Annotated in this window: 18 protein-coding genes and 1 tRNA gene; 11 read left to right on the top strand and 8 right to left on the bottom strand. The window is 73.3% G+C overall.

What is annotated here, in order from left to right:
- Positions 1-144 precede the first annotated feature (144 nt).
- Positions 145-912, bottom strand: coding sequence for an ABC transporter ATP-binding protein (locus ACIQUT_RS20095; RefSeq protein WP_403564441.1), 768 nt, complete (start codon positions 910-912; stop codon positions 145-147).
- 510 nt (positions 913-1,422) lie between these two features.
- Here ACIQUT_RS20095 and ACIQUT_RS20090 point away from each other — a divergent pair.
- The 3 genes from ACIQUT_RS20090 (at position 1,423) to ACIQUT_RS20080 (ending at position 3,197) form a co-directional block, all read left to right on the top strand.
- Positions 1,423-1,504, top strand: a tRNA-Leu gene (locus ACIQUT_RS20090).
- A gap of 246 nt (positions 1,505-1,750) precedes the next feature.
- Positions 1,751-2,215 (top strand): MarR family transcriptional regulator, encoded by a 465-nt coding sequence (locus tag ACIQUT_RS20085; protein ID WP_403564267.1) that lies wholly within the window; start codon positions 1,751-1,753, stop codon positions 2,213-2,215.
- Between the two features lie 133 nt (positions 2,216-2,348).
- The gene (locus ACIQUT_RS20080) at positions 2,349-3,197 is read left to right on the top strand and encodes a Bax inhibitor-1/YccA family protein (protein WP_403564266.1); all 849 of its coding nucleotides are present in this window, start codon (positions 2,349-2,351) and stop codon (positions 3,195-3,197) included.
- 191 nt (positions 3,198-3,388) lie between these two features.
- Here the strand turns inward: ACIQUT_RS20080 and ACIQUT_RS20075 are convergent, their stop codons facing one another.
- Positions 3,389-3,619 carry a DUF4287 domain-containing protein gene (locus ACIQUT_RS20075; protein ID WP_403564265.1) on the bottom strand — a complete coding sequence of 77 codons (231 nt, stop codon included), beginning with the start codon at positions 3,617-3,619 and terminating at the stop codon, positions 3,389-3,391.
- A gap of 101 nt (positions 3,620-3,720) precedes the next feature.
- Here ACIQUT_RS20075 and ACIQUT_RS20070 point away from each other — a divergent pair, with 101 nt between their 5' ends.
- Positions 3,721-4,110, top strand: a complete 390-nt coding sequence (locus ACIQUT_RS20070) for a hypothetical protein (protein WP_403564264.1) — start codon at positions 3,721-3,723, stop codon at positions 4,108-4,110.
- Here ACIQUT_RS20070 and ACIQUT_RS20065 read toward each other — a convergent pair.
- The 3 genes from ACIQUT_RS20065 to ACIQUT_RS20055 all read right to left on the bottom strand — a co-directional run bounded on the left by ACIQUT_RS20065 (position 4,094) and on the right by ACIQUT_RS20055 (position 8,106).
- Complete coding sequence (locus tag ACIQUT_RS20065) at positions 4,094-4,939, bottom strand: hypothetical protein (protein WP_403564440.1); 846 nt, start codon at positions 4,937-4,939, stop codon at positions 4,094-4,096. The genes ACIQUT_RS20070 and ACIQUT_RS20065 overlap by 17 nt on opposite strands.
- 283 nt (positions 4,940-5,222) lie before the next feature.
- Positions 5,223-6,443 (bottom strand): acetyl-CoA C-acetyltransferase, encoded by a 1,221-nt coding sequence (locus ACIQUT_RS20060; RefSeq protein WP_403564263.1) that lies wholly within the window; start codon positions 6,441-6,443, stop codon positions 5,223-5,225.
- A gap of 616 nt (positions 6,444-7,059) precedes the next feature.
- Positions 7,060-8,106 (bottom strand): SGNH/GDSL hydrolase family protein, encoded by a 1,047-nt coding sequence (locus tag ACIQUT_RS20055; RefSeq protein WP_403564262.1) that lies wholly within the window; start codon positions 8,104-8,106, stop codon positions 7,060-7,062.
- A gap of 124 nt (positions 8,107-8,230) precedes the next feature.
- Between ACIQUT_RS20055 and ACIQUT_RS20050 the strand changes: the two genes are divergently transcribed.
- Entirely contained in the window at positions 8,231-9,616 is a 1,386-nt protein-coding gene (locus ACIQUT_RS20050; RefSeq protein WP_403564438.1) for a cystathionine beta-synthase, read from the top strand.
- Between the two features lie 432 nt (positions 9,617-10,048).
- Here the strand turns inward: ACIQUT_RS20050 and ACIQUT_RS20045 are convergent, their stop codons facing one another.
- Entirely contained in the window at positions 10,049-10,489 is a 441-nt protein-coding gene (locus tag ACIQUT_RS20045; RefSeq protein ID WP_403564260.1) for a hypothetical protein, read from the bottom strand.
- Between the two features lie 211 nt (positions 10,490-10,700).
- On the opposite strand from ACIQUT_RS20045, the gene ACIQUT_RS20040 reads away from it, so the two are divergent.
- The gene (locus ACIQUT_RS20040; protein WP_403564259.1) at positions 10,701-11,099 is read left to right on the top strand and encodes an SHOCT domain-containing protein; all 399 of its coding nucleotides are present in this window, start codon (positions 10,701-10,703) and stop codon (positions 11,097-11,099) included.
- 184 nt (positions 11,100-11,283) lie between these two features.
- A complete protein-coding gene (locus tag ACIQUT_RS20035; protein WP_403564258.1) occupies positions 11,284-12,129 on the top strand; it encodes a MurR/RpiR family transcriptional regulator in 846 nt (281 codons plus the stop codon).
- Between the two features lie 57 nt (positions 12,130-12,186).
- Here ACIQUT_RS20035 and ACIQUT_RS20030 read toward each other — a convergent pair whose 3' ends face one another.
- On the bottom strand, positions 12,187-13,350 hold the full coding sequence (locus ACIQUT_RS20030; RefSeq protein WP_403564257.1) for an FAD-dependent oxidoreductase: 1,164 nt from the start codon (positions 13,348-13,350) through the stop codon (positions 12,187-12,189).
- Positions 13,351-13,455: 105 nt separating this feature from the next.
- Between ACIQUT_RS20030 and ACIQUT_RS20025 the strand changes: the two genes are divergently transcribed.
- Positions 13,456-14,070: a TetR family transcriptional regulator gene (locus ACIQUT_RS20025; RefSeq protein WP_403564256.1), complete on the top strand. Its 615-nt coding sequence runs from the start codon at positions 13,456-13,458 to the stop codon at positions 14,068-14,070.
- A 120-nt stretch (positions 14,071-14,190) separates the two neighbouring features.
- Here ACIQUT_RS20025 and ACIQUT_RS20020 read toward each other — a convergent pair whose 3' ends face one another.
- Positions 14,191-15,549: a diaminopimelate decarboxylase gene (locus ACIQUT_RS20020; RefSeq protein WP_403564255.1), complete on the bottom strand. Its 1,359-nt coding sequence runs from the start codon at positions 15,547-15,549 to the stop codon at positions 14,191-14,193.
- A gap of 119 nt (positions 15,550-15,668) precedes the next feature.
- Between ACIQUT_RS20020 and hutU the strand changes: the two genes are divergently transcribed.
- From hutU to ACIQUT_RS20005, 3 genes are read left to right on the top strand one after another with little or no spacing between them, the layout of a single operon-like run.
- On the top strand, positions 15,669-17,342 hold the full coding sequence (gene hutU, locus ACIQUT_RS20015; protein ID WP_403564254.1) for a urocanate hydratase: 1,674 nt from the start codon (positions 15,669-15,671) through the stop codon (positions 17,340-17,342).
- A 19-nt stretch (positions 17,343-17,361) separates the two neighbouring features.
- Positions 17,362-18,612, top strand: a complete 1,251-nt coding sequence (locus ACIQUT_RS20010; protein ID WP_403564253.1) for an allantoate amidohydrolase — start codon at positions 17,362-17,364, stop codon at positions 18,610-18,612.
- A complete protein-coding gene (locus tag ACIQUT_RS20005) occupies positions 18,603-19,958 on the top strand; it encodes a formimidoylglutamate deiminase (protein WP_403564252.1) in 1,356 nt (451 codons plus the stop codon). Before ACIQUT_RS20010 ends, ACIQUT_RS20005 begins: the two co-directional genes overlap by 10 nt.
- The last annotated feature ends 282 nt before the right edge of the window (positions 19,959-20,240 follow it).

Below are 20,240 nucleotides of genomic sequence, written 5' to 3'. Positions count from 1 at the left end.
TGGTGGTCCGCCGGGAGGGCGGGCAGGAGACGCGGCCGGGCGGCGCGGGGCGTGCGCGCGTGCGGAACGTGCGCGTGCGGGAGGGCGGTGGGCCGGGGCCGAGGGCCGGGGGCCGGGAGGGCCGGGGGCCGGTCGGCCGGGCCGTCAGCTGGTGCGGCCCTTGGCGTCGAAGGCCTTCATGCGGTCGAGGACCCCGTCGGCGGTGGGGCTGATCATCTCGTCGACGATGGAGCCGTCGGCGAGGAAGATGACGCGGTCCGCGTAGGAGGCGGCGACGGGGTCGTGGGTGACCATGACGACGGTCTGGCCCAGTTCGCGCACGGAGTTGCGCAGGAAGCCGAGGACTTCGGCGCCGGAGCGGGAGTCGAGGTTTCCGGTCGGCTCGTCGCCGAAGATGATCTCGGGGCGGGAGGCCAGGGCGCGGGCGACCGCGACGCGCTGCTGCTGGCCGCCGGAGAGCTGGGTGGGGCGGTGGCCGAGGCGGCCGGAGAGGCCGACCATGTCGATGACGCTGTCGAGCCACTGCCGGTCGGGCTTGCGGCCGGCGATGTCCATCGGGAGGGTGATGTTCTCCAGCGCCGTCAGGGTCGGCAGCAGGTTGAACGCCTGGAAGATGAAGCCGATCTTGTCCCGGCGCAGCTGCGTCAGCTGCTTGTCCTTGAGGCTGCCGAGCTCGGTGTCGCCGATGCGGACGGAGCCGGAGGAGAAGGTGTCGAGTCCGGCGACGCAGTGCATCAGGGTCGACTTGCCGGAGCCGGAGGGGCCCATGATCGCGGTGAACTGGCCCTGGCCGAAGTCCACGGACACGTTGTCGAGGGCGACCACCTGGGTTTCTCCCTGGCCGTAGACCTTGGAGAGGCCGGTGGCCCGGGCCGCCACGGCGTGGGCGGTGTGCGGGACGGCGTAGTTCATGGCGGTCACGGCAAGAGACTCCTCGGGCGGCGGACCGGACGGCGGTCCGCGGGGAACGGCGGGACTCTTCCATCGTCACCGCGCGAACCTGGCGGGGGATCAGCCGCGGTGCCCGTTCGACGGCCCACTGGAGTCTGACCGCGGGGCGGCCCGCCTCCTCCTTTGGTATGACGGCATCCCCGAGGCGGGGAGGGGTGCCGGGGCCGCCGGCCGCTCGCCCGCCGCTCGCCCGCCGACCGCCCGCCGCGTCGCGGACCGGCCGGATCGGGGCCTTCGGGGGCGGGGTGGCCCGGGGTGGCGCAAAGGTCCGGGCAGGCCATCGAAATCCCGTCATTCCCGTATTGGAGATGATCGCCCCCGGCAACCGGCCGACCGTGTCTTCTCGGCCCTGACGCCCACTCAAGCGCCAATAAAATCAGACAACATCGGCTGAAGAGCCCGTTCCCGACCAGGGCGTTCCCGATAGGCTCGGCACAGCGTCCAGTTCTTCGCGCGGACCCGCAGCATCCTGCCCGGATGGTGGAATGCAGACACGGCGAGCTTAAACCTCGCTGGCCTTGAGGTCGTGCCGGTTCAAGTCCGGCTCCGGGCACTACGCACCACGGCCGATCTGCCGGTGGACACCGGGAGTTCGGCCTTCTTCATGCCCCGGATCCCGGCGGGCGCGCGCCCGCGCGCGGGCCGTGCACCCCGTCCGGCCCGGCAGGCCCCGTACGCGCCCCTCCGCACCGGTGTGCGCCCCCGCCCGCCCCCCGCCGAACGGCCTTGACCTCAAGCGCGGTTCAGTTCCTACGGTCGGAGCCGTCGAAGCCGCCCCGAACGGACGAAAGGCACGGCCATGGAGTACTCCCACAGCGACGCCGAACTGATCGAGCAGCCCATCGGCTACTGGGGCTGGGCGGCCTACCGGGCCGTCGTCACCCGCACCCGGGCGGCCCTCGCCGGCATCGGCACCACCCAGCCGCAGTGGTGGGTCCTCGCCCAGGCCGCCGGCGCGGACGCCGACGGGGGCAAGCCCCGCGAGGAGGTCTCCCGCATCCTGCGGGACTACCTCGACACCGGCCGGGAGGCCCTGGAGGCGGAGATCGACGCCACCGTCGCCCGGGGGTGGATCACCGAGGACGCCGCCGGCGTGCTGCGCCTCACCGAGGACGGCAGGGCCTTCCACACGAAGGCCGCCGCGCTCCAGCGCGAGCTGTGGGCGGAGCGCCACGAGGGCGTGTCCGACGAGGAGTACCTGATCACCCTGAAGGCGCTCCAGCGGTTCATCCGCAACACCGGCGGGCAGGCCCGGCACCACTGATGCGCGCCCCCGCAATTACCCCCTGCGGCGGGCCGCGCCTTCTCCTAAGATCCTCCTCCAGCAGTAGAGTCATTTCTTTGCTAACGCATTACTCTTGACGCAAGGCCGCGCACGGTGGCCATGGAGGAGTGAGATGAGGAGCAGTAACCCGGTCTTCTCGCGACGGGGGTTCAGCCGCGACAACGGTGCAAACGCGGGCTTTGACGCGCAGTACCAGCAGGCCGGGACCAACCCGTACGCGACGAATCCTTACGCCACCGACCTGACCACCGGGATGCCGCAGGCCCCGGCCCGCGCCAACGCGATGACGATGGACGACGTCGTGAGCCGTACGGCCATGACGCTCGGCACGGTCATCCTGACGGCGACCCTGGCCTGGCTCGCCCTGCCCGTCGACCCGATGAACCTGGGCAAGTCGTACGGCATCGCCGTCGGCGCCGCGCTCGTCGCGATGGTCCTGGCGCTCGTCCAGACCTTCAAGAGCAAGGCCTCCCCGGCGATCATCATCGGCTACGCGGCCTTCGAGGGTGTCTTCCTCGGCGTCATCAGCGCGGCCACCAGCACCTACATCGGCGCCGGCGTGGTCATCCAGGCCGTGCTCGGCACGATGTGCGTCTTCGCCGCCGTGCTGTTCGCGTACAAGATGCGCTGGATCCGCGTCACCCGCCGCTTCTACGGCTTCGTGATGGCCGCCGCCATGGGCTTCATGCTGCTCATGGTCACCAACCTGCTGTTCTCGCTGTTCGCGGGCGGCGACGGCCTCGGCTTCCGCAGCGGCGGCCTCGGCATCCTCTTCGGCATCGTCGGCGTCATCCTCGGCGCCTGCTTCCTCGCCCTGGACTTCAAGCAGGTCGAGGACGGCATCACCTACGGTGCGCCGCGCGAAGAGGCCTGGATGGCCGCCTTCGGTCTGACGATGACCCTGGTGTGGATCTACCTGGAGCTGCTGCGCCTGTTCCAGCTCATCTCCGGCGACGACTGACCGGACCGGGGCCCCGCCGGGCCCGCACGGCACGGCGCGCACGCCGTGGCACGACAGGGGAAGGCCCCGCGAGCACACCGCTCGCGGGGCCTTCCCGCGTCGTGGAGGGAGAGGGGATCGGCGGGATCGGCGTGGATCGGCGGGGGGCCGGACACCGGACGGGGGATCAGGGGGTGCCGCACGGAACGGGCTCAGCCGAACCTGCGGGCCGCCCTGCGCAGGTCGTACTCGTGGATGATCGCCTTGGCCTGGCCGTACGACAGCTCGTGCGCGCCGCGCAGCCAGCTGACCTTCTCCTCGAACCGGACGAGGGAGGGGCCGTCCTCCACGGTCCGCAGCCATTCGGCGAGTTCGCGGCCGGTGGTCCGGGGGATTCTGTCGATCATGTTGCGGTGGGTCTGCTCGGAGAACTCTACGGACATGGGCGCCTCCGGAAGGTGTGCCGTGCTGTTCTCTTCACGTCACCGTGCCGGAGAGTTCGCCCGTTGGCAATGGTGCCGGGGCGCCGCGTAAGGTCGGCCGGGTGCTGGATACCTCGCCCCTGACCGCCGCCGTGGAACGCTTCGCCGACCGGCTGCGGGCCATGCCCCAGAGCCGCCTGCAGCAGGGAGCCGCCGCCGAGGCCCTCCACCTGGCCCGGGAGCTCTCCGCGCGGGCCCAGCGGCTGGAGGAGCCCCACCGTACCGCCCCGGCACGCGAGATCCCCGATGCGGGCCTCTTCGTCGTCGGGGACCAGGTCGCGGTCGCCGGACTGGACCTGGCGGAGGCACTGCGCGCCGCGGACGCCGAGGCGGCCGAGGCGGCCGGCGCCGCCGGAGCCGGCGAGGACCGGGAAACGGCGACGGCCCCGTCCGGAATCCTGGACGAGGCCGTGCGGCTGGTGGAGCAGGCGGACGTCAGAGCGACGCGATGACGCGGTCCGCGAGGATGTAGACGTTGTTGTCCGGATCCTGCGCGTCACCGCCGCAGGAGAAGGTCAGCGCGTAGGCGCCGGAGATGCCCGAACCGCCCAGCAGGACCGGCGCCGTGCCGGAGCGCAGCGCCTCGGCGAGACGCTCCGCCGTCTCCCGGTGGCCCGGGGTCATGCACAGCGTCGTCCCGTCCGTGAACACGTACACGTCGAGCGTGCCCAGCGGGCCCGGACGGACGTCCGCGAGAGCCGTACGGGCCTCCGCGAGCTCCTCCAGGCGGCTCACCGTGCGCTCGTGGTCGGCGCCGACGGCCGGAGCCTGCACCGGGACGAAGTCCGGGTGCGAGGGGTGGCGCCGGCGGGCGGCGGCCAGCTCGGCGGAGTCCTCGGGATACTCGCCCCCGGCCTCCGGCAGGGCGGCGCCCCCGACGACCTCCTCGCCGAGTACGGGATCCAGGCCCACCAGATCCGCCTGGCGGGGCAGGAACACGGCCGGGGCGTCGTCCCCGAGCCCGGGCAGCCCGCCCAGCAGCGAGGGCGCGTCGGCGGCGTCGCGGGCCTCCTGCGCGGCCCAGAAGGCCCGCGCCTCGGCAAGCTCGCGCTCGCGCTCCTCGGCCAGGGCCTCGGCCACGGCGGCCCGTATCTCGGCGGCGGGGGACTGCACGGCCTCGGCGTGGCGGGCGTGCGGGACGCTCGCCACGCGCGACCGGGCCGGAACGACCAGCTCGCCGCGCAGGGCCGTGACCTGCTTGCGCAGGCCGTGGACAGCGTGCAAGGCAGCAGCGCCCACGGCCGCAGCGACGGCCGTGGTCAGCAGCAGGGCAAGAGACATGGCGCTCACTGACTAACTCCTGATGTGACTCGATCCCCCGACTTCCTACATCAGAGTGTCCTGACATGGGAATGGCGTGCAGTGCATTACGTCACGAAATGGACAGGGTATTCGTCACACCAGACCTAGACCCCCCTACCCTGACCTGGGGAAATGCCAAACCCCCAGGACGAAGGTCACATCCTGGGGGAATTTCGGTCACGGGTCGGCCGCGAGGGGATTAGAACCGGCGTCAGCAGGCCGCAAGGGATCAAGCAAACCCCTTGCGGCACATGGCCGACGCTTAGCTCAGCCGCTCGATGACCATGGCCATGCCCTGGCCGCCGCCCACGCACATGGTCTCCAGGCCGAACTGCTTGTCGTGGAACTGGAGGCCGTTGATCAGGGTGCCGGTGATGCGGGCGCCGGTCATGCCGAACGGGTGGCCGACGGCGATGGCACCGCCGTTGACGTTCAGCTTCTCCAGCGGGATCCCCAGGTCCCGGTAGGACGGGATGACCTGGGCCGCGAAAGCCTCGTTGATCTCGAACAGGTCGATGTCGCCCACCGTCAGACCGGCCCGCTTCAGAGCCTGCTTCGACGCCTCGACCGGGCCCAGGCCCATGATCTCGGGGGAGAGCGCGGTGACACCGGTCGAGACGATCCGGGCCAGCGGGGTCAGGCCCAGCTCCCGCGCCTTCGTGTCGCTCATGATGACCAGCGCCGCGGCGCCGTCGTTGAGCGGGCAGCAGTTGCCGGCCGTGACCAGGCCGTCCGGGCGGAAGACCGGCTTCAGGCCCTCCACGCCCTCCAGCGTCACGCCGGCGCGCGGGCCGTCGTCCTTGCTGACCACGGTGCCGTCCGGAGTGGTGATCGGGGTGATCTCCCGCTCCCAGAAGCCCTTCTTGATGGCGTCCTCGGCCAGGTTCTGCGAACGCACGCCGAACTCGTCCATGTCCCGGCGGGTCACGCCCTTCAGGCGCGCCAGGTTCTCCGCGGTCTGCCCCATCGCGATGTACGCGTCCGGAACCAGGCCGTTCTCACGCGGGTCGTGCCAGGTCGAGCCCTCGGACTGGGCGACCTCGGCCGTACGGGCCTCCGCCTCCGCGAACAGCGGGTTGTGCGTCTCGGGCAGGCCGTCCGAGCTGCCCTTGACCGAACGGGAGACCGTCTCCACACCCGCGGAGATGAACACGTCGCCCTCGCCCGCCTTGATGGCGTGCAGGGCCATGCGGGAAGTCTGCAGCGAAGACGAGCAGTAGCGGGTGATGGTCGTACCCGGCAGGTAGTCCATGCCCATCTGCACCGCCACGATGCGGGCCAGGTTGTGGCCCTGCTCGCCGCCGGGCAGACCACAGCCGAGCATCAGGTCGTCGATCTCCCGCGGGTCCAGCTCGGGGATCTTGGCGAGGGCGGCCTGGATGATCGTCGCAGTCAGGTCGTCCGGGCGGACATCCTTGAGGGACCCCTTGAAGGCGCGCCCGATCGGGGACCGGGCGGCGGAAACGATGACTGCTTCGGGCATCGGGGCTCCAAGGGTGAGTTGCGGCTCATTGCGGACCGGATGCGAAGTTACCGGCCCGTACGGGTGAGGTCACCGGGTGGCAGGTGTGATGCCGGTCGCTCCGCGGGTGGGCGGGGTGTGGTGCGGGCTGCTCCCGGGCTGCCGCCCGCCCCCAGCATGCCCCCTGTGGCCCCGGCCTCACGCCCCGCCGCCTACCCGCGCAGTTCCCCGCGCCCCTGGGGGTGCCGGGTAGTTGTTCGGCCGCCGGGCCGTGGGTGGTTGGGCGCGCAGTTCCTCGCGCCCCTGGGTTGCCCGGGTAGGCGGTCGGCCGCCGGGCTGTGGGTGGTTGGGCGCGCAGTTCCCCGCGCCCCTGGGGGTGCCGGGCTCGGACCTCGCCCAGGGGGTGTGCCCGTACGTGCAAGGCGGCAGTTGCGGGGTGCACACCTCAGGGGCGCGGGGAACTGCGCGATCAGGCGCCCGCAGCCCGCGCTGGACGGCCCAGCCGTGGCGTGTGCCGGGCCGGCAGGGCCGCAGCCGCGGAGGTGCATGCCTCCAGGGGCGCGGGGAACTGCGTGAGCGGGGACCCGCGGTCCGCGGCCAGGGTCCGGCGGGGGCGAAGGGGCGGCGGTCGGGGGCGTCACGCTTCGGCGGGGGTCGGGGCGGGGGACTCCTCGGGGACCCGGCGGCGCCGGCGGTGCTTGAGCAGGGCCCAGGGGCCGCGGGCGGCGGTGACCTCGGTGCCGGCCTGCCCGGCGGCGGCCGACGCGGCCTTGGCCACCGGCAGCATGTCCTCGTTCCGGGCGACGTCCAGCCGGTCGGACTCCGGCCACAGGGCCAGTGCCGCGCACACCGTCGGCAGGATGGCCATGGCCGCGGTGGCGTACCCCTCGGCGGAGGGGTGGTAGGAGTCCGGGCCGAACATCTCGCGCGGGTTGGCGGCGAATTCCGGGCCCAGCAGGTCGCCCATCGAGATCGTGCGGGCGCCCAGCGCGACGACCCCTATCGTCTGGGCGGCGGCGAGCTGCCGCGAGACCCGCCGGGCCAGCCATCGCAGCGGCTGGTACACGGGCTCGATCGTGCCGAGGTCGGGGCAGGTGCCGACCACGACCTCGCAGCCGGCCAGCCGCAGCCTGCGTACCGCCGAGGTGAGGTGGCGGACGGACTGTGTCGGCGGCATCCGCCGGGTCACGTCGTTCGCGCCGATCATGATCACGCACACGTCGGGGGCGGCCCCGACCCCGTACCCGTACCCGTCGCCGTCGCCGTCGCCGTCCAGCAGGAGTCCGACCTGGCGGTCGAGGTCGTCGGACATGGCCCCGGACAGGGCCACGTTCCGCAGTTCCACGGGCCGCTCGGCCACCGCCGCCAGGCCGGAGGCCAGCAGGGCGGCGGGGGTTTGGCGGGCCCGGTGCACGCCGAGCCCGGCTGCCGTGGAGTCGCCCAGCATGGCCAGTCGCAGCGGGCCCGGCCCCGGGCAGCCCGGGCCGGCGGTCGGCCCGCCGAAGTCGCTCCCGTACAGCCCGTCGGCGCGCGGGGGGTTTCCCTGCCCGGTCCCGACCGTCTTCTTGGCGAACTGGACCTCCGCCAGCACCAGCCCGACGGCGGCGACCCCGACCAGTCCGAGCCCGCCTCCGCCGTACGCCGCTCCCGCCGCGATCCGGCGGGCCGTCCTTGCTCTGGACACCCTGCAAGCCACCTCCTGGTCTTGATGACCTTCCTGCCCCGTACTCCCTGTCGGCCAATCCCTTTCCGCATACTCTGGCCATGTCTCCCGGAGAACCCGTGGAGTGTCGTCACTGGAGAACATGGTGCAATTCCACGACTCGATGATCAGCCTCGTCGGCAACACCCCGCTGGTGAAGCTCAACCGTGTGACCGAAGGCCTGCAGGCCACCGTCCTCGCCAAGGTCGAGTACTTCAACCCCGGCGGCTCCGTGAAGGACCGGATCGCCCTCCGGATGATCGAGGCCGCAGAGGAGAGCGGTGCCCTCAAGCCCGGTGGCACCATCGTGGAGCCGACCAGCGGCAACACGGGTGTAGGACTCGCCATCGTGGCCCAGCAGAAGGGCTACAAGTGCATCTTCGTGTGCCCCGACAAGGTTTCCCTGGACAAGATCAACGTGCTGCGGGCGTACGGCGCCGAGGTTGTGGTCTGCCCGACCGCGGTCGACCCGGAGCACCCTGATTCGTACTACAACGTGTCCGACCGCCTCGTCCGCGAGACGCCGGGCGCCTGGAAGCCGGACCAGTACAGCAACCCGAACAACCCCCGCTCGCACTACGAGACGACCGGTCCCGAACTGTGGGAACAGACTGAGGGGAAGATCACGCACTTCGTGGCCGGCGTCGGCACGGGCGGCACGATCTCGGGTACCGGCAACTACCTGAAGGAGGTGTCCGGGGGCAAGGTCAAGGTCATCGGCGCCGACCCGGAGGGCTCCGTCTACTCGGGCGGCTCGGGCCGCCCGTACCTCGTCGAGGGCGTCGGCGAGGACTTCTGGCCGACCGCCTACGACCAGAACGTGGCCGACGGGATCATCGCGGTGTCCGACAAGGACTCCTTCCAGATGACCCGCCGCCTCGCGAAGGAGGAGGGCCTCCTCGTCGGCGGCTCCTGCGGCATGGCGGTCGTCGCCGCGCTGCGCGCTGCCGAGGGCCTGGGCCCGGACGACGTGGTCGTCGTCCTCCTCCCCGACAGCGGCCGCGGCTACATGAGCAAGATCTTCTCGGACGAGTGGATGGCCGGGCACGGCTTCCTGGAGGAGGCGGGCCCCGCCGCCCGCATCGGCGACGTCCTCGCCGACAAGGAGGGCGACATGCCCTCGCTGGTGCACATGCACCCGGAGGAGACCGTCGGCGAGGCCATCGAGGTGCTGCGCGAGTACGGCGTCTCGCAGATGCCGGTCGTCAAGCCCGGTGCCGGCCACCCGGACGTGATGGCCGCCGAGGTCGTCGGCTCGGTCGTGGAGAAGGAGCTGCTGGCGGCGCTGTTCGCGCAGCAGGCAGCGCTGTCCGACCCGCTGGAGAAGCACATGAGCGCGCCGCTGCCGCAGGTCGGCTCCGGCGAGCCGGTCTCCGACCTGATGGCCGCGCTCGGTGAGGCCGACGCGGCGATCGTGCTGGTCGAGGGCAAGCCGACCGGTGTGGTGAGCCGCCAGGACCTGCTGGCCTTCCTCGCCAAGAACGCCAAGTAGGCGGCCAGGCAGGCGCACGCCCAACGCGCCGTCCCGGCCCGGGGATCCGGGCCGGGACGGCGCGTTCGCGGTTCGTCGGCTGCCGTGGCGCCCGCGCGTCGGGCAATCGGTACGGGCGCGTCACGTTGCGGCAGCACCGGCTTAACACGCCTCGGGCACAGTGGTGGGTGTCGGCAGGGGCGAGGGCCCCGGCCGGCGCCACGGAACGGCGTTGGCGCACCTCCGGAGCGGCTCCCGGACCACGCGAACGCCATGGACGCGGACGGCCCTGACCCGGCCCGTGTCCCCCGCGGGGACCGCCGTCGTCCCGCCCCTCGGGCAGCCGAGGGTGTGGCGGTCCCCGCGTTCCGCATCCACTTCCGCGTCCGGCTCTCCGGCTCTCCGGCCGCCGGTCGGGCCAGAGCGGGTCGGGCCAGGTCAGGTCAGGTCAGGTCAGGGGCAGTTGAGGTCGCGCCGGGCGTCCCGGATGGCCGTGTTCAACGCCTGTACCTGCGGTGCGAGTTTGGTGGCGGCCTGGCTGCCGGTGGTGTCGCCGGGCAGGTTCGCGTACGCCTTCTTGAGGTTCTCCGTGGCGGTCTTCACCGCGTTCTTCTTCGCCTGGTTCCAGGTCGCCGTGGACTCCGCGACCTCCTTCCAGTCCTCCTGGACCTTCTCGGTCGCGTCCTTGACCTGGTCCTTGGTCGTGGTCGCCGGGTTCAGGGCCTGCAATGCCGCGGTGTCGGAGCTGAGTTGGTTGATGTTCGCGCACAGGTCCGCCGCCGCCTGGCTCGGGTTGGCGGTCGGGTCGCCGGCGTACGCGGCGGACATGCCGCCGCCGGCCAGAACCAGTGCCGTCGCGGTGACGACAGCCGTCCTCGGAAAGCGTCGCTTCATGGGTTGCCCCTCTTCGGGATCTTTCGGAACGGTCCCCCGATTCGGCCCCCGAGTCCCCGAGCCCCCGCCCACTCAAGCTGGCACAGCCGCCTCGGCCCCGCAAACGGGCCCCGTCGCCCGGAAGGCCGTCCTGCGGGTGCGGCGCCCGGGCGTTCGGGCTATACCTGAACGGTGAATGATCGGGGGGCAACCAAGCCTCCGGGAGGCTCAGATGGACGATTACCCGCTCCTCAACCTCTTCTGGACCATGCTCCTGATATTCCTGTGGGTCCTGTGGTTCTTCCTGCTCTTCAAGATCCTCACTGACATCTTCCGGAGCCAGGACATGGGTGGCTGGGGCAAGGCCGGCTGGACGATCTTCGTGGTGATCCTGCCGTTCCTCGGCATCCTCGTGTACCTCATCGCCCGCGGGAAGGGGATGGCCGAGCGCGACATGAAGAGCGCGGCAGATGCGGACGCGGCCTTCAAGGCGTACGTCCGCGACGCCGCCACGACGTCCGGCACGGGCGGCAGCGCATCGGAGCTGGCCGCGCTGGCCGACCTGAAGGAGCGGGGCGCGATCACCGAGGCCGAGTTCCAGCAGGCGAAGCAGAAGCTCCTCGCCGCCTAGCCCGTTCCGGAACCCGTCACTCCGAGGGCTCCCCCGTGCATACCGTACGGGGGAGCCCTTCGTTGTGCGCCCGTCGCCACATGCCGGTCGCCGCGTCTCGGGAAGCGGGCAGCCGCTTGCCGTCCTGCATAAGCGCATGCAGAGTGCTCGGTGACTGAATGGGTACGGGGACGGAGGGGTCGGGATGAGCGACAGCCCGGCGGCGCGGCTGCAGAAGCTGTTCGAGGGGCACCGGCTGACGCCAACCCAGCGGCGGATCGCCCACTGCATGGTCCGGGGCGCGACGGAGGTGCCGTTCCTGTCGAGCGTGGAGCTCGCCGAGCTGGCCGGCGTGAGCCAGCCGTCGGTGACCCGGTTCGCGGTCGCGCTCGGTTTCGACGGGTACCCGGCGCTGCGCCGGCACCTGCGGGAGGTGGCCCCGCCCGCCGAGCGGGCCGAGGAACCGCAGCCGGCGGCCTACAACGAGTACCAGCAGGCCGTGCAGGGGGAGATCGAGAACCTCCGGCGGCTCTCGGCCATGCTCGCCGACCCCGCGCCGGTGGAGGAGGCGGGCCGGCTGCTCGCCGGATCGTCCCCGCTGCCTGTGCTGGGGCTGCGGGCGGCGTCCTCGCAGGCGCGCGGTTTCGCGTACTTCGCGGCCAAGGTGCACCCGGACGTACGGCTCCTCGACGAGGGCGGCTCGATGCTGGCCGACCGGATCGACGCGGCCGCCGGGGCCGGCGCCTCGGCCCTGCTCTGCTTCGCACTGCCCCGGTACCCGCGGGAGGTGGCCGAGGCGCTGGAGCACGCGCGGACGGCGGGGCTGACGGTGGTGACGGTCGCCGAATCGGCCTTCGCGCCGGTCGCACGGTACTCGGACCTGCTGATCCCGGCGCCCGTCGGCACCGGGCTGGCCTTCGACACGGCGTGCGCGCCGATGCTGCTGGGGCGGGTGCTGCTGGAGGCGATGGCCGACGCCCTGCCGGACGCCCAGGCCCGGCTGGAGGCCTTCGACGCCCGGGCCGCGGCCCGCGGGCTGTTCGTCGAGTAGGGCCGCCGCCGCTCGGGCCCGTACGGGCGGAGTGACGCCGCCCGCACGGGCCCGTCGTCAGCGGTAGTTGAGTTCCGCCAGTTCGGCCGCGGCGCGGTTGTTCAGGGCCGGGACTCCGGCGACGAGGCGCAGCCCGGTGTTGCGGGCCAGGCGCAGGGCCGGGTTGCGGGTGGTGGAGAAGCGGGTCATGCGGTCGGTGAGGGCCACCACGCGCAGGGCGACGGGCCGGCGGGCGGCCTCGTACCCGTCGACGTTTCCGGCGGCGAGGGCGCGGCCGAGTGCGTACCCGTCCTGGATGCCGGTGTTCATGCCCTGGCCGCCGGCCGGGCTGTGGACGTGGGCGGCGTCCCCGGCCAGCAGCAGGCGGCCCGCCCGGTAGCGGTCGGCGACCCGGTGGTGGATCCGGAACCGGGACGACCAGGCGAGGTCGCGGACGGTGGCCTGGCCGGGGGCGAGCCCGTCCAGCAGCCGCTGCATGTAGGCGAGGTCCGGCGCGGCGGGGGCGGCCTCGGCGACGGTGGCGACGACCCGGTAGCGGCCGCCGGGCAGCGGGGCCACGATGGTCGGTCCGACGGGGCCGAAGGTCAGCGAGACCTCGCGCGGGCCGGGCGCCCAGTCCATGACCACGTCGGCGAGGACGAACGACTCCGCGTAGGAGGCGCCGGTGAACGGGATGCCGGAGGCCTCGCGGACCGTGCTGTGCATGCCGTCGGCGCCGACGGCACGGCCGGCCCGCAGGGTCTGGCCGTCGGCGGTGGTGAGGGTCACCCCGTCGGCGTCCTGGGTGACGCCGGTGACCTCGTACGGGCGGTGCACGTCGCCGCCGAGGGCCCGCAGGCGGGCCAGGAGCACGGCCTCGGTCTCGTACTGGGGGACCATCAGCGCGTACGGGTGCGCGGTACGCCGGCGCAGGCCGTCGAAGGAGAGGGTGGCGACCGGGCGGGCCCCGTCGCGGATCCGGAACCGGGAGACGGGGATGCCGCGGCCGATCAGCTCCGCGGACAGGGCGCCGGACGGGTCGAGCTCGTCGAACACCTCCAGGGTGCGGGCGTGGACGACCCCGGCGCGGGAGGTGTTGGCGCCCTCGGCCTGGCGGTCGAGGAGGACGAAGTCGACGCCGGCCTCGGCGAGGGTCACGGCGAGGGCCAGCCCGGTGGGGCCGGCGCCGACGATCGCGACGTCGGTCCGGGCGGGGAGGGAGAGTGCGGGGGTGCTGGTCATGGCGACCTCCTCAGGTGTGCCAACAAGTGTTGGCCAACAACTGTTGGCATCAGCATGCGCCTGCACTGCTGGTATGTCAACGGTTGTTGGCCTACGCTTGTTGGCATGACACAAGGGGCGCGCACCAAGGCCGCGATCCTGCGCGCCGCGCGGGAGCGCTTCGCCGCACAGGGCTACGAACGCACGACCATCCGGGCCGTCGCGGCGGACGCGGGCATCGACCCGTCGATGGTCATGCGGTACTTCGGCAGCAAGCAAGGGCTCTTCGACGCGGCGCTGGCGGCGGCAGCCGGCGGCAGCGAGGGCGGCGGCGGCGAGGGCGGCGGCGGCGAGGGTGGTGGCGAGGACGAGCCCGACCTGCGGATCCCCGACCTCTCCGCGGTGCCCGCCGACCGCCTGGCCGAGACCGTGCTGGGGCACTTCCTCGACCGCTGGGAGGGCGACCCGGCCGACGACGCCCTGCTGGTCCTGCTGCGGTCGGCGGTGACCAACGAGCAGGCCGCCGCCCGGGTCCGCGCCGTCTTCGCCGGGCAGGCCTTCCCCGCCCTGGCCGCCGCCCTCGGGCCGGAGCGGGCGGCGGCGTGCGCGGGCCTGGTCGTCTCGCAGCTGCTGGGGCTGGCGCTGACCCGCTACCTGCTGCGCGTCCCGGCGGTCACCGCCCTCGACCGCACCGCCCTGGTCGCGGCCTACGCCCCGGCCCTGCGGGCGGTCCTGGCCTGAGCGGTCCGCCGGGAGTCCGGTCATGACACCGCGGGCCGGTGGGGGCTGGTCGCGCAGTTCCCAGCGCCCCTCACGGGGCCCGGTCGGCGCCCGGCCCTGCCCGGTCCGCGTCGCGCCCCGTCACAGCAGGGTGTCGCGGAGGTCGCCGCCCGCCTCCGCCACGATGTCCGCCGGGGTCTGGGGCGGGCGGGCCAGGGCGAAGCGGACCCCGCCGGACGGGCGCACCGTGAAGCCGTGCACCGCCGGCCGCGGCAGGCTGTTGTAGCCGTAGTGGGCGGTGAAGAAGTACGCGCCGGTGTCCGGTACGGCGACCAGGTCCCCCGGGGCCAGCTCCGGCAGCTCCCGGGCCGTGGCCAGCAGGTCGCCGGCGAAGCAGGCCGGGCCGGCGACGTCCTGGGCGACGGGCGGGCCCGTCTTCGGGGCGCCCTTCGCGTCGTACGGCAGGATCCGCACCGGCCACGCCGCCGGCGCGTACACGGTCCGGGTGGCCAGCTGTACGCCCGCGTGGGTGAGGGCGATCGCCCGGGCGCCCGTCGTCTTCGTGTACTCCACCCGGGTGAGGACCAGCCCGTGCTTGGCCAGCAGCGCCCGGCCGAACTCGGTGACCAGGCCGTACGACCCGTCGAACAGCGCCGGCACCGCCTCCCGCAGCACCCCGACGTACTCGGCGAAGGTCGGGGTGTGCGCGTCCGAGGCGAAGTTCACCGGCAGGCCGCCGCCGATGTCGAGGGTGTCGACCTGGCGGCGCCCGGCCGCCGCGTTGATCTCCTCGGCCAGTGCGTGCAGCTCCCGCACGCCCTGCGCGATCAGCGGCAGCGGCACCCCCTGCGAGCCCGAGTGGGTGTGCAGCCGGGTCAGCCACGGGCGGTCCAGGTACGCCCGTACGAGCCATTCCCGCGCGCCCGGGTCGCGCAGCGCGATGCCGAACTTCGAGGTGGCGGTGGCCGTGGACAGCGCGTCGATGGCGCCCGCGCCCGTCTGGGGGTTGATCCGTACGCCGATCGGGGGCACGGCGCCGGCCGGCCGCTCCGCGACCAGGGCGTCGAGCCGCTCCAGCTCCTGCCGGTTGTCGGCGTTGACGGCGATCCCGAGGGCGAGGGCCTCCCGCAGCTCGGCCGCGGTCTTGGCGGGGGAGTCCAGCACCGTCCGCTCCGCCGGCAGGCCCGCGGCCCGGGCCAGGGCCAGCTCGCCGGGGCTGGCCGCCTCGCAGCCGAGGCCCGCGTCGGCGAGCAGCCGCAGCACCGGCACCAGCGGCGCGGCCTTGACCGCGAAGGCGTGCAGGACGGGGGTCCCGGGCGGCAGCGCGGCCGCGAACGCGCCCGCCAGGGCGGCGGCGGACTCCCGGATCCCGGCCGTGTCCAGCAGGCAGACCAGCGGCGGAGCCGGATCCGACCCGCCGACGAGACCCTGCTCGACGGCGGCCCGTACGGCCAGGTCGCGGCGCTCGGCGGCGCCCTGCGCGTGCATGTCGGCAGCCATGTCCGCCATCCCATCATCCGGCGCGCCGACCCGCAGCTGTTGACTGGATCTATTCAGCCGGAGAAGATGTGAATGGAATTACCTACAGCACGCCACTTCGCCAGCCAGGAGGCAATGCCATGTCAGGACCCCGACCGGTACGAGCCGCGCGCGGCACCGAGCTCAGCGCCCTGGGATGGCAGCAGGAAGCCGCCCTCCGGATGCTGCAGAACAACCTCGACCCCGAGGTCGCCGAGCACCCCGACAAGCTCGTCGTCTACGGCGGCACGGGCAAGGCGGCCCGCGACTGGCGCTCCTTCGACGCCATGGTCCGCACCCTGCGCACCCTCAAGCAGGACGAGACCATGCTCGTCCAGTCCGGCCGCCCGGTCGGCGTCATGCAGACCCACGAGTGGGCCCCCCGCGTCCTCCTCGCCAACTCCAACCTGGTCGGCGACTGGGCCAACTGGGAGGAGTTCCGCCGCCTGGAGCACCTCGGCCTGACCATGTACGGCCAGATGACCGCCGGGTCCTGGATCTACATCGGCACCCAGGGCATCCTCCAGGGCACCTACGAGACCTTCGCCGCCGTCGCCGCGAAGAAGTTCGGCGGCACCCTCGCGGGCACCATCACCCTCACCGCCGGCCTCGGCGGCATGGGCGGCGCCCAGCCGCTCGCCGTCACCATGAACGACGGCGTCGCGATCTGCATCGACTGCGACCCGCGCGCCATCGAGCGCCGCATCGAGCACCGCTACCTGGACGTCAAGGCCGACAACCTCGCCCACGCCCTCCAGCTCGCCACCGAGGCCCGCGACCAGCGCAGGCCGCTGTCCATCGGCCTCCTCGGCAACGCCGCCGAACTGCTCCCGCAGATGCTCGCCGAGGGCGCCCCGATCGACATCGTCACCGACCAGACCTCGGCCCACGACCCGCTGTCGTACCTGCCGGTCGGCGTCGCCTTCGAGGACATGGCCGACGCCGCCGCCAAGGACCCGGCCGGCTTCACCACCCGCTCCCGCGAGTCCATGGCCAAGCACGTCGAGGCCATGGTCGGCTTCATGGACGCCGGCGCCGAGGTCTTCGACTACGGCAACTCCATCCGCGGCGAGGCCCAGCTGGCCGGCTACGACCGCGCGTTCGCCTTCCCCGGCTTCGTCCCGGCCTACATCCGCCCGCTGTTCTGCGAGGGCAAGGGCCCCTTCCGCTGGGCCGCCCTGTCCGGCGAGGCCTCCGACATCGCCAAGACCGACAAGGCGATGCTGGAGCTCTTCCCGGAGAACGAGTCCCTGCACCGCTGGATCAAGATGGCCGGCGAGCGCGTCCACTTCCAGGGCCTGCCCGCCCGCATCTGCTGGCTCGGCTACGGCGAGCGCGACAAGGCCGGCGAGCGCTTCAACGACATGGTCGCCTCCGGCGAGCTGGCCGCCCCGCTGGCCATCGGCCGCGACCACCTCGACTGCGGCTCCGTCGCCTCCCCGTACCGCGAGACCGAGGCCATGCTCGACGGCTCCGACGCCATCGCCGACTGGCCGCTGCTCAACGCCATGGTCAACGTGGCCTCCGGCGCCTCCTGGGTCTCCATCCACCACGGCGGCGGCGTCGGCATGGGCCGCTCCATCCACGCCGGACAGGTCACCGTCGCCGACGGCACGGCCCTCGCCGGCGAGAAGGTCCGCCGCGTCCTCACCAACGACCCCGGCATGGGCGTCATCCGGCACGTCGACGCCGGCTACGACATCGCCGAGTCGGTGGCCGACGCCAAGGGCGTGCGCGTCCCGATGCGCGAGGGCGACGCCGAGGCCTCCGCGTGAGCCAGAGCTTCCACGCCATGTGGGCGTGGGGGGGGGGCCCCCCCCCCCCCCCCCCCCCCCCCCCCCCCCCCCCCCCCCCCCCGGCCCCCCCCCCCCCCCCCCCCCCCCCCCCCCCGCCTCCGGCGGCTACCGCCGCTACGCCTGGACCGGCGCCGACGCCGACTGCCGGCTCTGGTTCCGCATGCAGGCGGAGGCCCGCCGCCTCGACGTCGAGACCGACCGCAACGGCAACCAGTGGGCCTGGCTCGGCGACCCGACCGCCGGTGACGCCGTCGTCACCGGCTCCCACCTGGACTCCGTCCCCGACGGCGGCGCCTTCGACGGCCCCCTCGGCGTCGTGTCCGCCTTCGCAGCGCTCGACGAACTCCGCGCCCGCGGCGTCCAGTTCAAGCGCCCCCTCGCCATCGTCAACTTCGGCGACGAGGAGGGCGCCCGCTTCGGGCTCGCCTGCGTCGGCTCCCGCCTCACCTCCGGGCAGCTGACCAAGGAGAAGGCGTTCGAGCTGCGCGACGCCGACGGCATCAGCCTCCCGCAGGCCATGGAGGCCGCCGGCTACGACCCCGACACCATCGGGGCCGACCCCGAACGCCTCGCCCGCATCGGCGCGTTCGTCGAGCTGCACGTCGAACAGGGCCGCGCCCTCGACCTGTCCGGCGACTCCGTCGGCATCGCCTCCGCCATCTGGCCGCACGGCCGCTGGCGGTTCGACTTCCACGGCGAGGCCAACCACGCGGGCACCACCCGCCTCGTCGACCGGCGCGACCCGATGCTCACCTACGCCGAGACCGTGCTGGCCGCCCGTACCGAGGCCGTGCTCGCCGGGGCCGTCGCCACCTTCGGCAAGATCACCGTCGAGCCCAACGGGGTCAACGCCATCCCCTCCCTGGTGCGGGGCTGGCTCGACTCCCGCGCCGCCGACCAGGCCACCCTCGACACCGTGGTCACCGCCATCGAGAAGGCCGCCCGCGAGCGCGCCGACAAGGACGGCATCGACCTCGCCGTCGTCCGGGAGTCCTTCACCCCGGTCGTCGAGTTCGAGCACGCCCTGCGCGACGAGATCAACCGGATCCTCGGCGGATCCGTCCCCGTCCTCGGCACCGGCGCGGGACACGACGCGGGAATCCTCTCCGCCTCCGTCCCGACCGCCATGCTGTTCGTGCGCAACCCCACCGGCGTCTCCCACTCCCCGCGGGAGTTCGCCCCCGAGGACGACTGCGTGGCCGGCGTCCTCGCCCTCGCCGACGTACTGGAAGGCCTGGCATGTCGTTGAACATGCGCGCGTTGAAGACGTACTGGCTGGAGCACGCCTGGCTCGGCAGCAGTGTCGAGCCGGGCGTTGCCCTGGACGTGTCCGACGACGGGCGGATCGCCGCCCTGCGGACCGGCACCGCCACCCCGCCCCCCGGCGCGGAGGTCCTGCGCGGCCTGACCGTCCCCGGCCTGGCCAACGCCCACAGCCACGCCTTCCACCGGGCCCTGCGCTCGGTCGTCCAGGTCGGCTCGGGCACCTTCTGGACCTGGCGCGACGTCATGTACAAGGTCGCCCAGAACCTCACCCCCGACAGCTACTTCGACCTCGCCCGCGCGGTGTACGCCGAAATGGCCCTGGCCGGCATTACCAACGTCGGCGAGTTCCACTACGTCCACCACGCGCCCGGCGGCACCCCGTACGCCGACCCCAACGCCATGGGCGAGGCCCTCATCGAGGCCGCCGCGGCCGCCGGCATCCGCATCACCCTCCTCGACACCGCCTACCTCTCCTCCGGTTTCGGCGAGGCCCCCAACGAGCACCAGCGGCGGTTCTCCGACGGCACTGCCGAAGCCTGGGCCGAACGCGTCTCGGCCCTCAAGCCGCGCGGGCACGCCCTGATCGGCGCGGCCGTCCACTCCGTGCGGGCCGTCCCCGCCGACCAGCTCGCCACCGTCGCCCGCTGGGCGGACGAGCGGCAGGCCCCGCTGCACGTCCACCTGTCCGAGCAGACCGCCGAGAACGACGCCTGCCAGGCCGCCCACGGCCGGACGCCCACCCAGCTCCTCGCCGACCACGGCGTCCTCGGCCCGCGCACCACCGGCGTCCACAACACGCACCTCACCGACGGCGACATCGCCCTCCTCGGCGGCACCGCCACCGGCACCTGCATGTGCCCCACCACCGAACGCGACCTCGCCGACGGCATCGGCCCGGCCGGCCGGCTCCAGCAGGCCGGCAGCCCGCTGTCGCTGGGCAGCGACAGCCACGCCGTCATCGACCTCCTGGAGGAGGCGCGCGCGATGGAGCTGAACGAGCGGCTGCGCAGCCGGACGCGTGGCCACTGGACGGCGGCCGCCCTGCTCGCCGCGGCCACGGCGGACGGCCACGCCGCGCTCGGCCTGCCGGACGCGGGCCGCCTGGAAGTGGGCGCGCCGGCCGATTTCACCACCATTGCGCTGGACACGGTCCGCACCGCCGGACCGCTGCCGCGGCTGGGCGCCGAGACGGCCGTGTTCGCGGCCTCGGCCGCGGATGTCCGCCACACGGTGGTCGGCGGCCGCCACATCGTCCGGGACGGCGCCCACACCCTCGTCCCCGACGTCCCGTCCGCCCTCGCCGAATCCATCGCGGCCGTCCGCGGCTGACGCCCTTCTTTCCCCCCACCCCGCCCCTTCCCGAAACCGTGGACCCCGGCCCCCGGACCCCGGCGCCTCAAACGCCGGCGGGGCTGGACTGCCGGGGCTCCGCCCCGGACCCCGCGCCTCAAACGCCGGCGAGGCTGGAAGATCCAGCCCGCGCTGGGGGCACCTCCCAGCGGTAGCCGGGGGAGTTTGAGCGCACCGGGCGCGAAGCGTCCGGAACCGGGTCCGGGGCGGGGCTCCGCCACGCGGCGGAGCCCCGCCACGCGGCGGAGCCGCATATCCGGT

It is taken from the genome of Streptomyces sp. NPDC090445 (assembly GCF_044769385.1).
Classification (GTDB): domain Bacteria; phylum Actinomycetota; class Actinomycetes; order Streptomycetales; family Streptomycetaceae; genus Streptomyces.
Note: the sequence above shows the minus strand (reverse complement) of the source record. Positions and strands in the feature narration are given on the sequence as shown.

Coding starts and splice junctions, on each gene's coding strand:
- ACIQUT_RS20075 (WP_403564265.1), bottom strand. CDS start 3,619: ATGTCCGTAGAGTTCTCCGAGCAGACCCACCGCAACATGATCGACAGA.
- ACIQUT_RS20005 (WP_403564252.1), top strand. CDS start 18,603: ATGTCGTTGAACATGCGCGCGTTGAAGACGTACTGGCTGGAGCACGCC.
- ACIQUT_RS20045 (WP_403564260.1), bottom strand. CDS start 10,489: ATGAAGCGACGCTTTCCGAGGACGGCTGTCGTCACCGCGACGGCACTG.
- ACIQUT_RS20060 (WP_403564263.1), bottom strand. CDS start 6,443: ATGCCCGAAGCAGTCATCGTTTCCGCCGCCCGGTCCCCGATCGGGCGC.
- ACIQUT_RS20035 (WP_403564258.1), top strand. CDS start 11,284: ATGAGCGACAGCCCGGCGGCGCGGCTGCAGAAGCTGTTCGAGGGGCAC.
- ACIQUT_RS20095 (WP_403564441.1), bottom strand. CDS start 912: ATGAACTACGCCGTCCCGCACACCGCCCACGCCGTGGCGGCCCGGGCC.
- ACIQUT_RS20040 (WP_403564259.1), top strand. CDS start 10,701: ATGGACGATTACCCGCTCCTCAACCTCTTCTGGACCATGCTCCTGATA.
- ACIQUT_RS20065 (WP_403564440.1), bottom strand. CDS start 4,939: ATGTCTCTTGCCCTGCTGCTGACCACGGCCGTCGCTGCGGCCGTGGGC.
- ACIQUT_RS20020 (WP_403564255.1), bottom strand. CDS start 15,549: ATGGCTGCCGACATGCACGCGCAGGGCGCCGCCGAGCGCCGCGACCTG.
- ACIQUT_RS20030 (WP_403564257.1), bottom strand. CDS start 13,350: ATGACCAGCACCCCCGCACTCTCCCTCCCCGCCCGGACCGACGTCGCG.
- ACIQUT_RS20085 (WP_403564267.1), top strand. CDS start 1,751: ATGGAGTACTCCCACAGCGACGCCGAACTGATCGAGCAGCCCATCGGC.
- hutU (WP_403564254.1), top strand. CDS start 15,669: ATGTCAGGACCCCGACCGGTACGAGCCGCGCGCGGCACCGAGCTCAGC.
- ACIQUT_RS20025 (WP_403564256.1), top strand. CDS start 13,456: ATGACACAAGGGGCGCGCACCAAGGCCGCGATCCTGCGCGCCGCGCGG.
- ACIQUT_RS20080 (WP_403564266.1), top strand. CDS start 2,349: ATGAGGAGCAGTAACCCGGTCTTCTCGCGACGGGGGTTCAGCCGCGAC.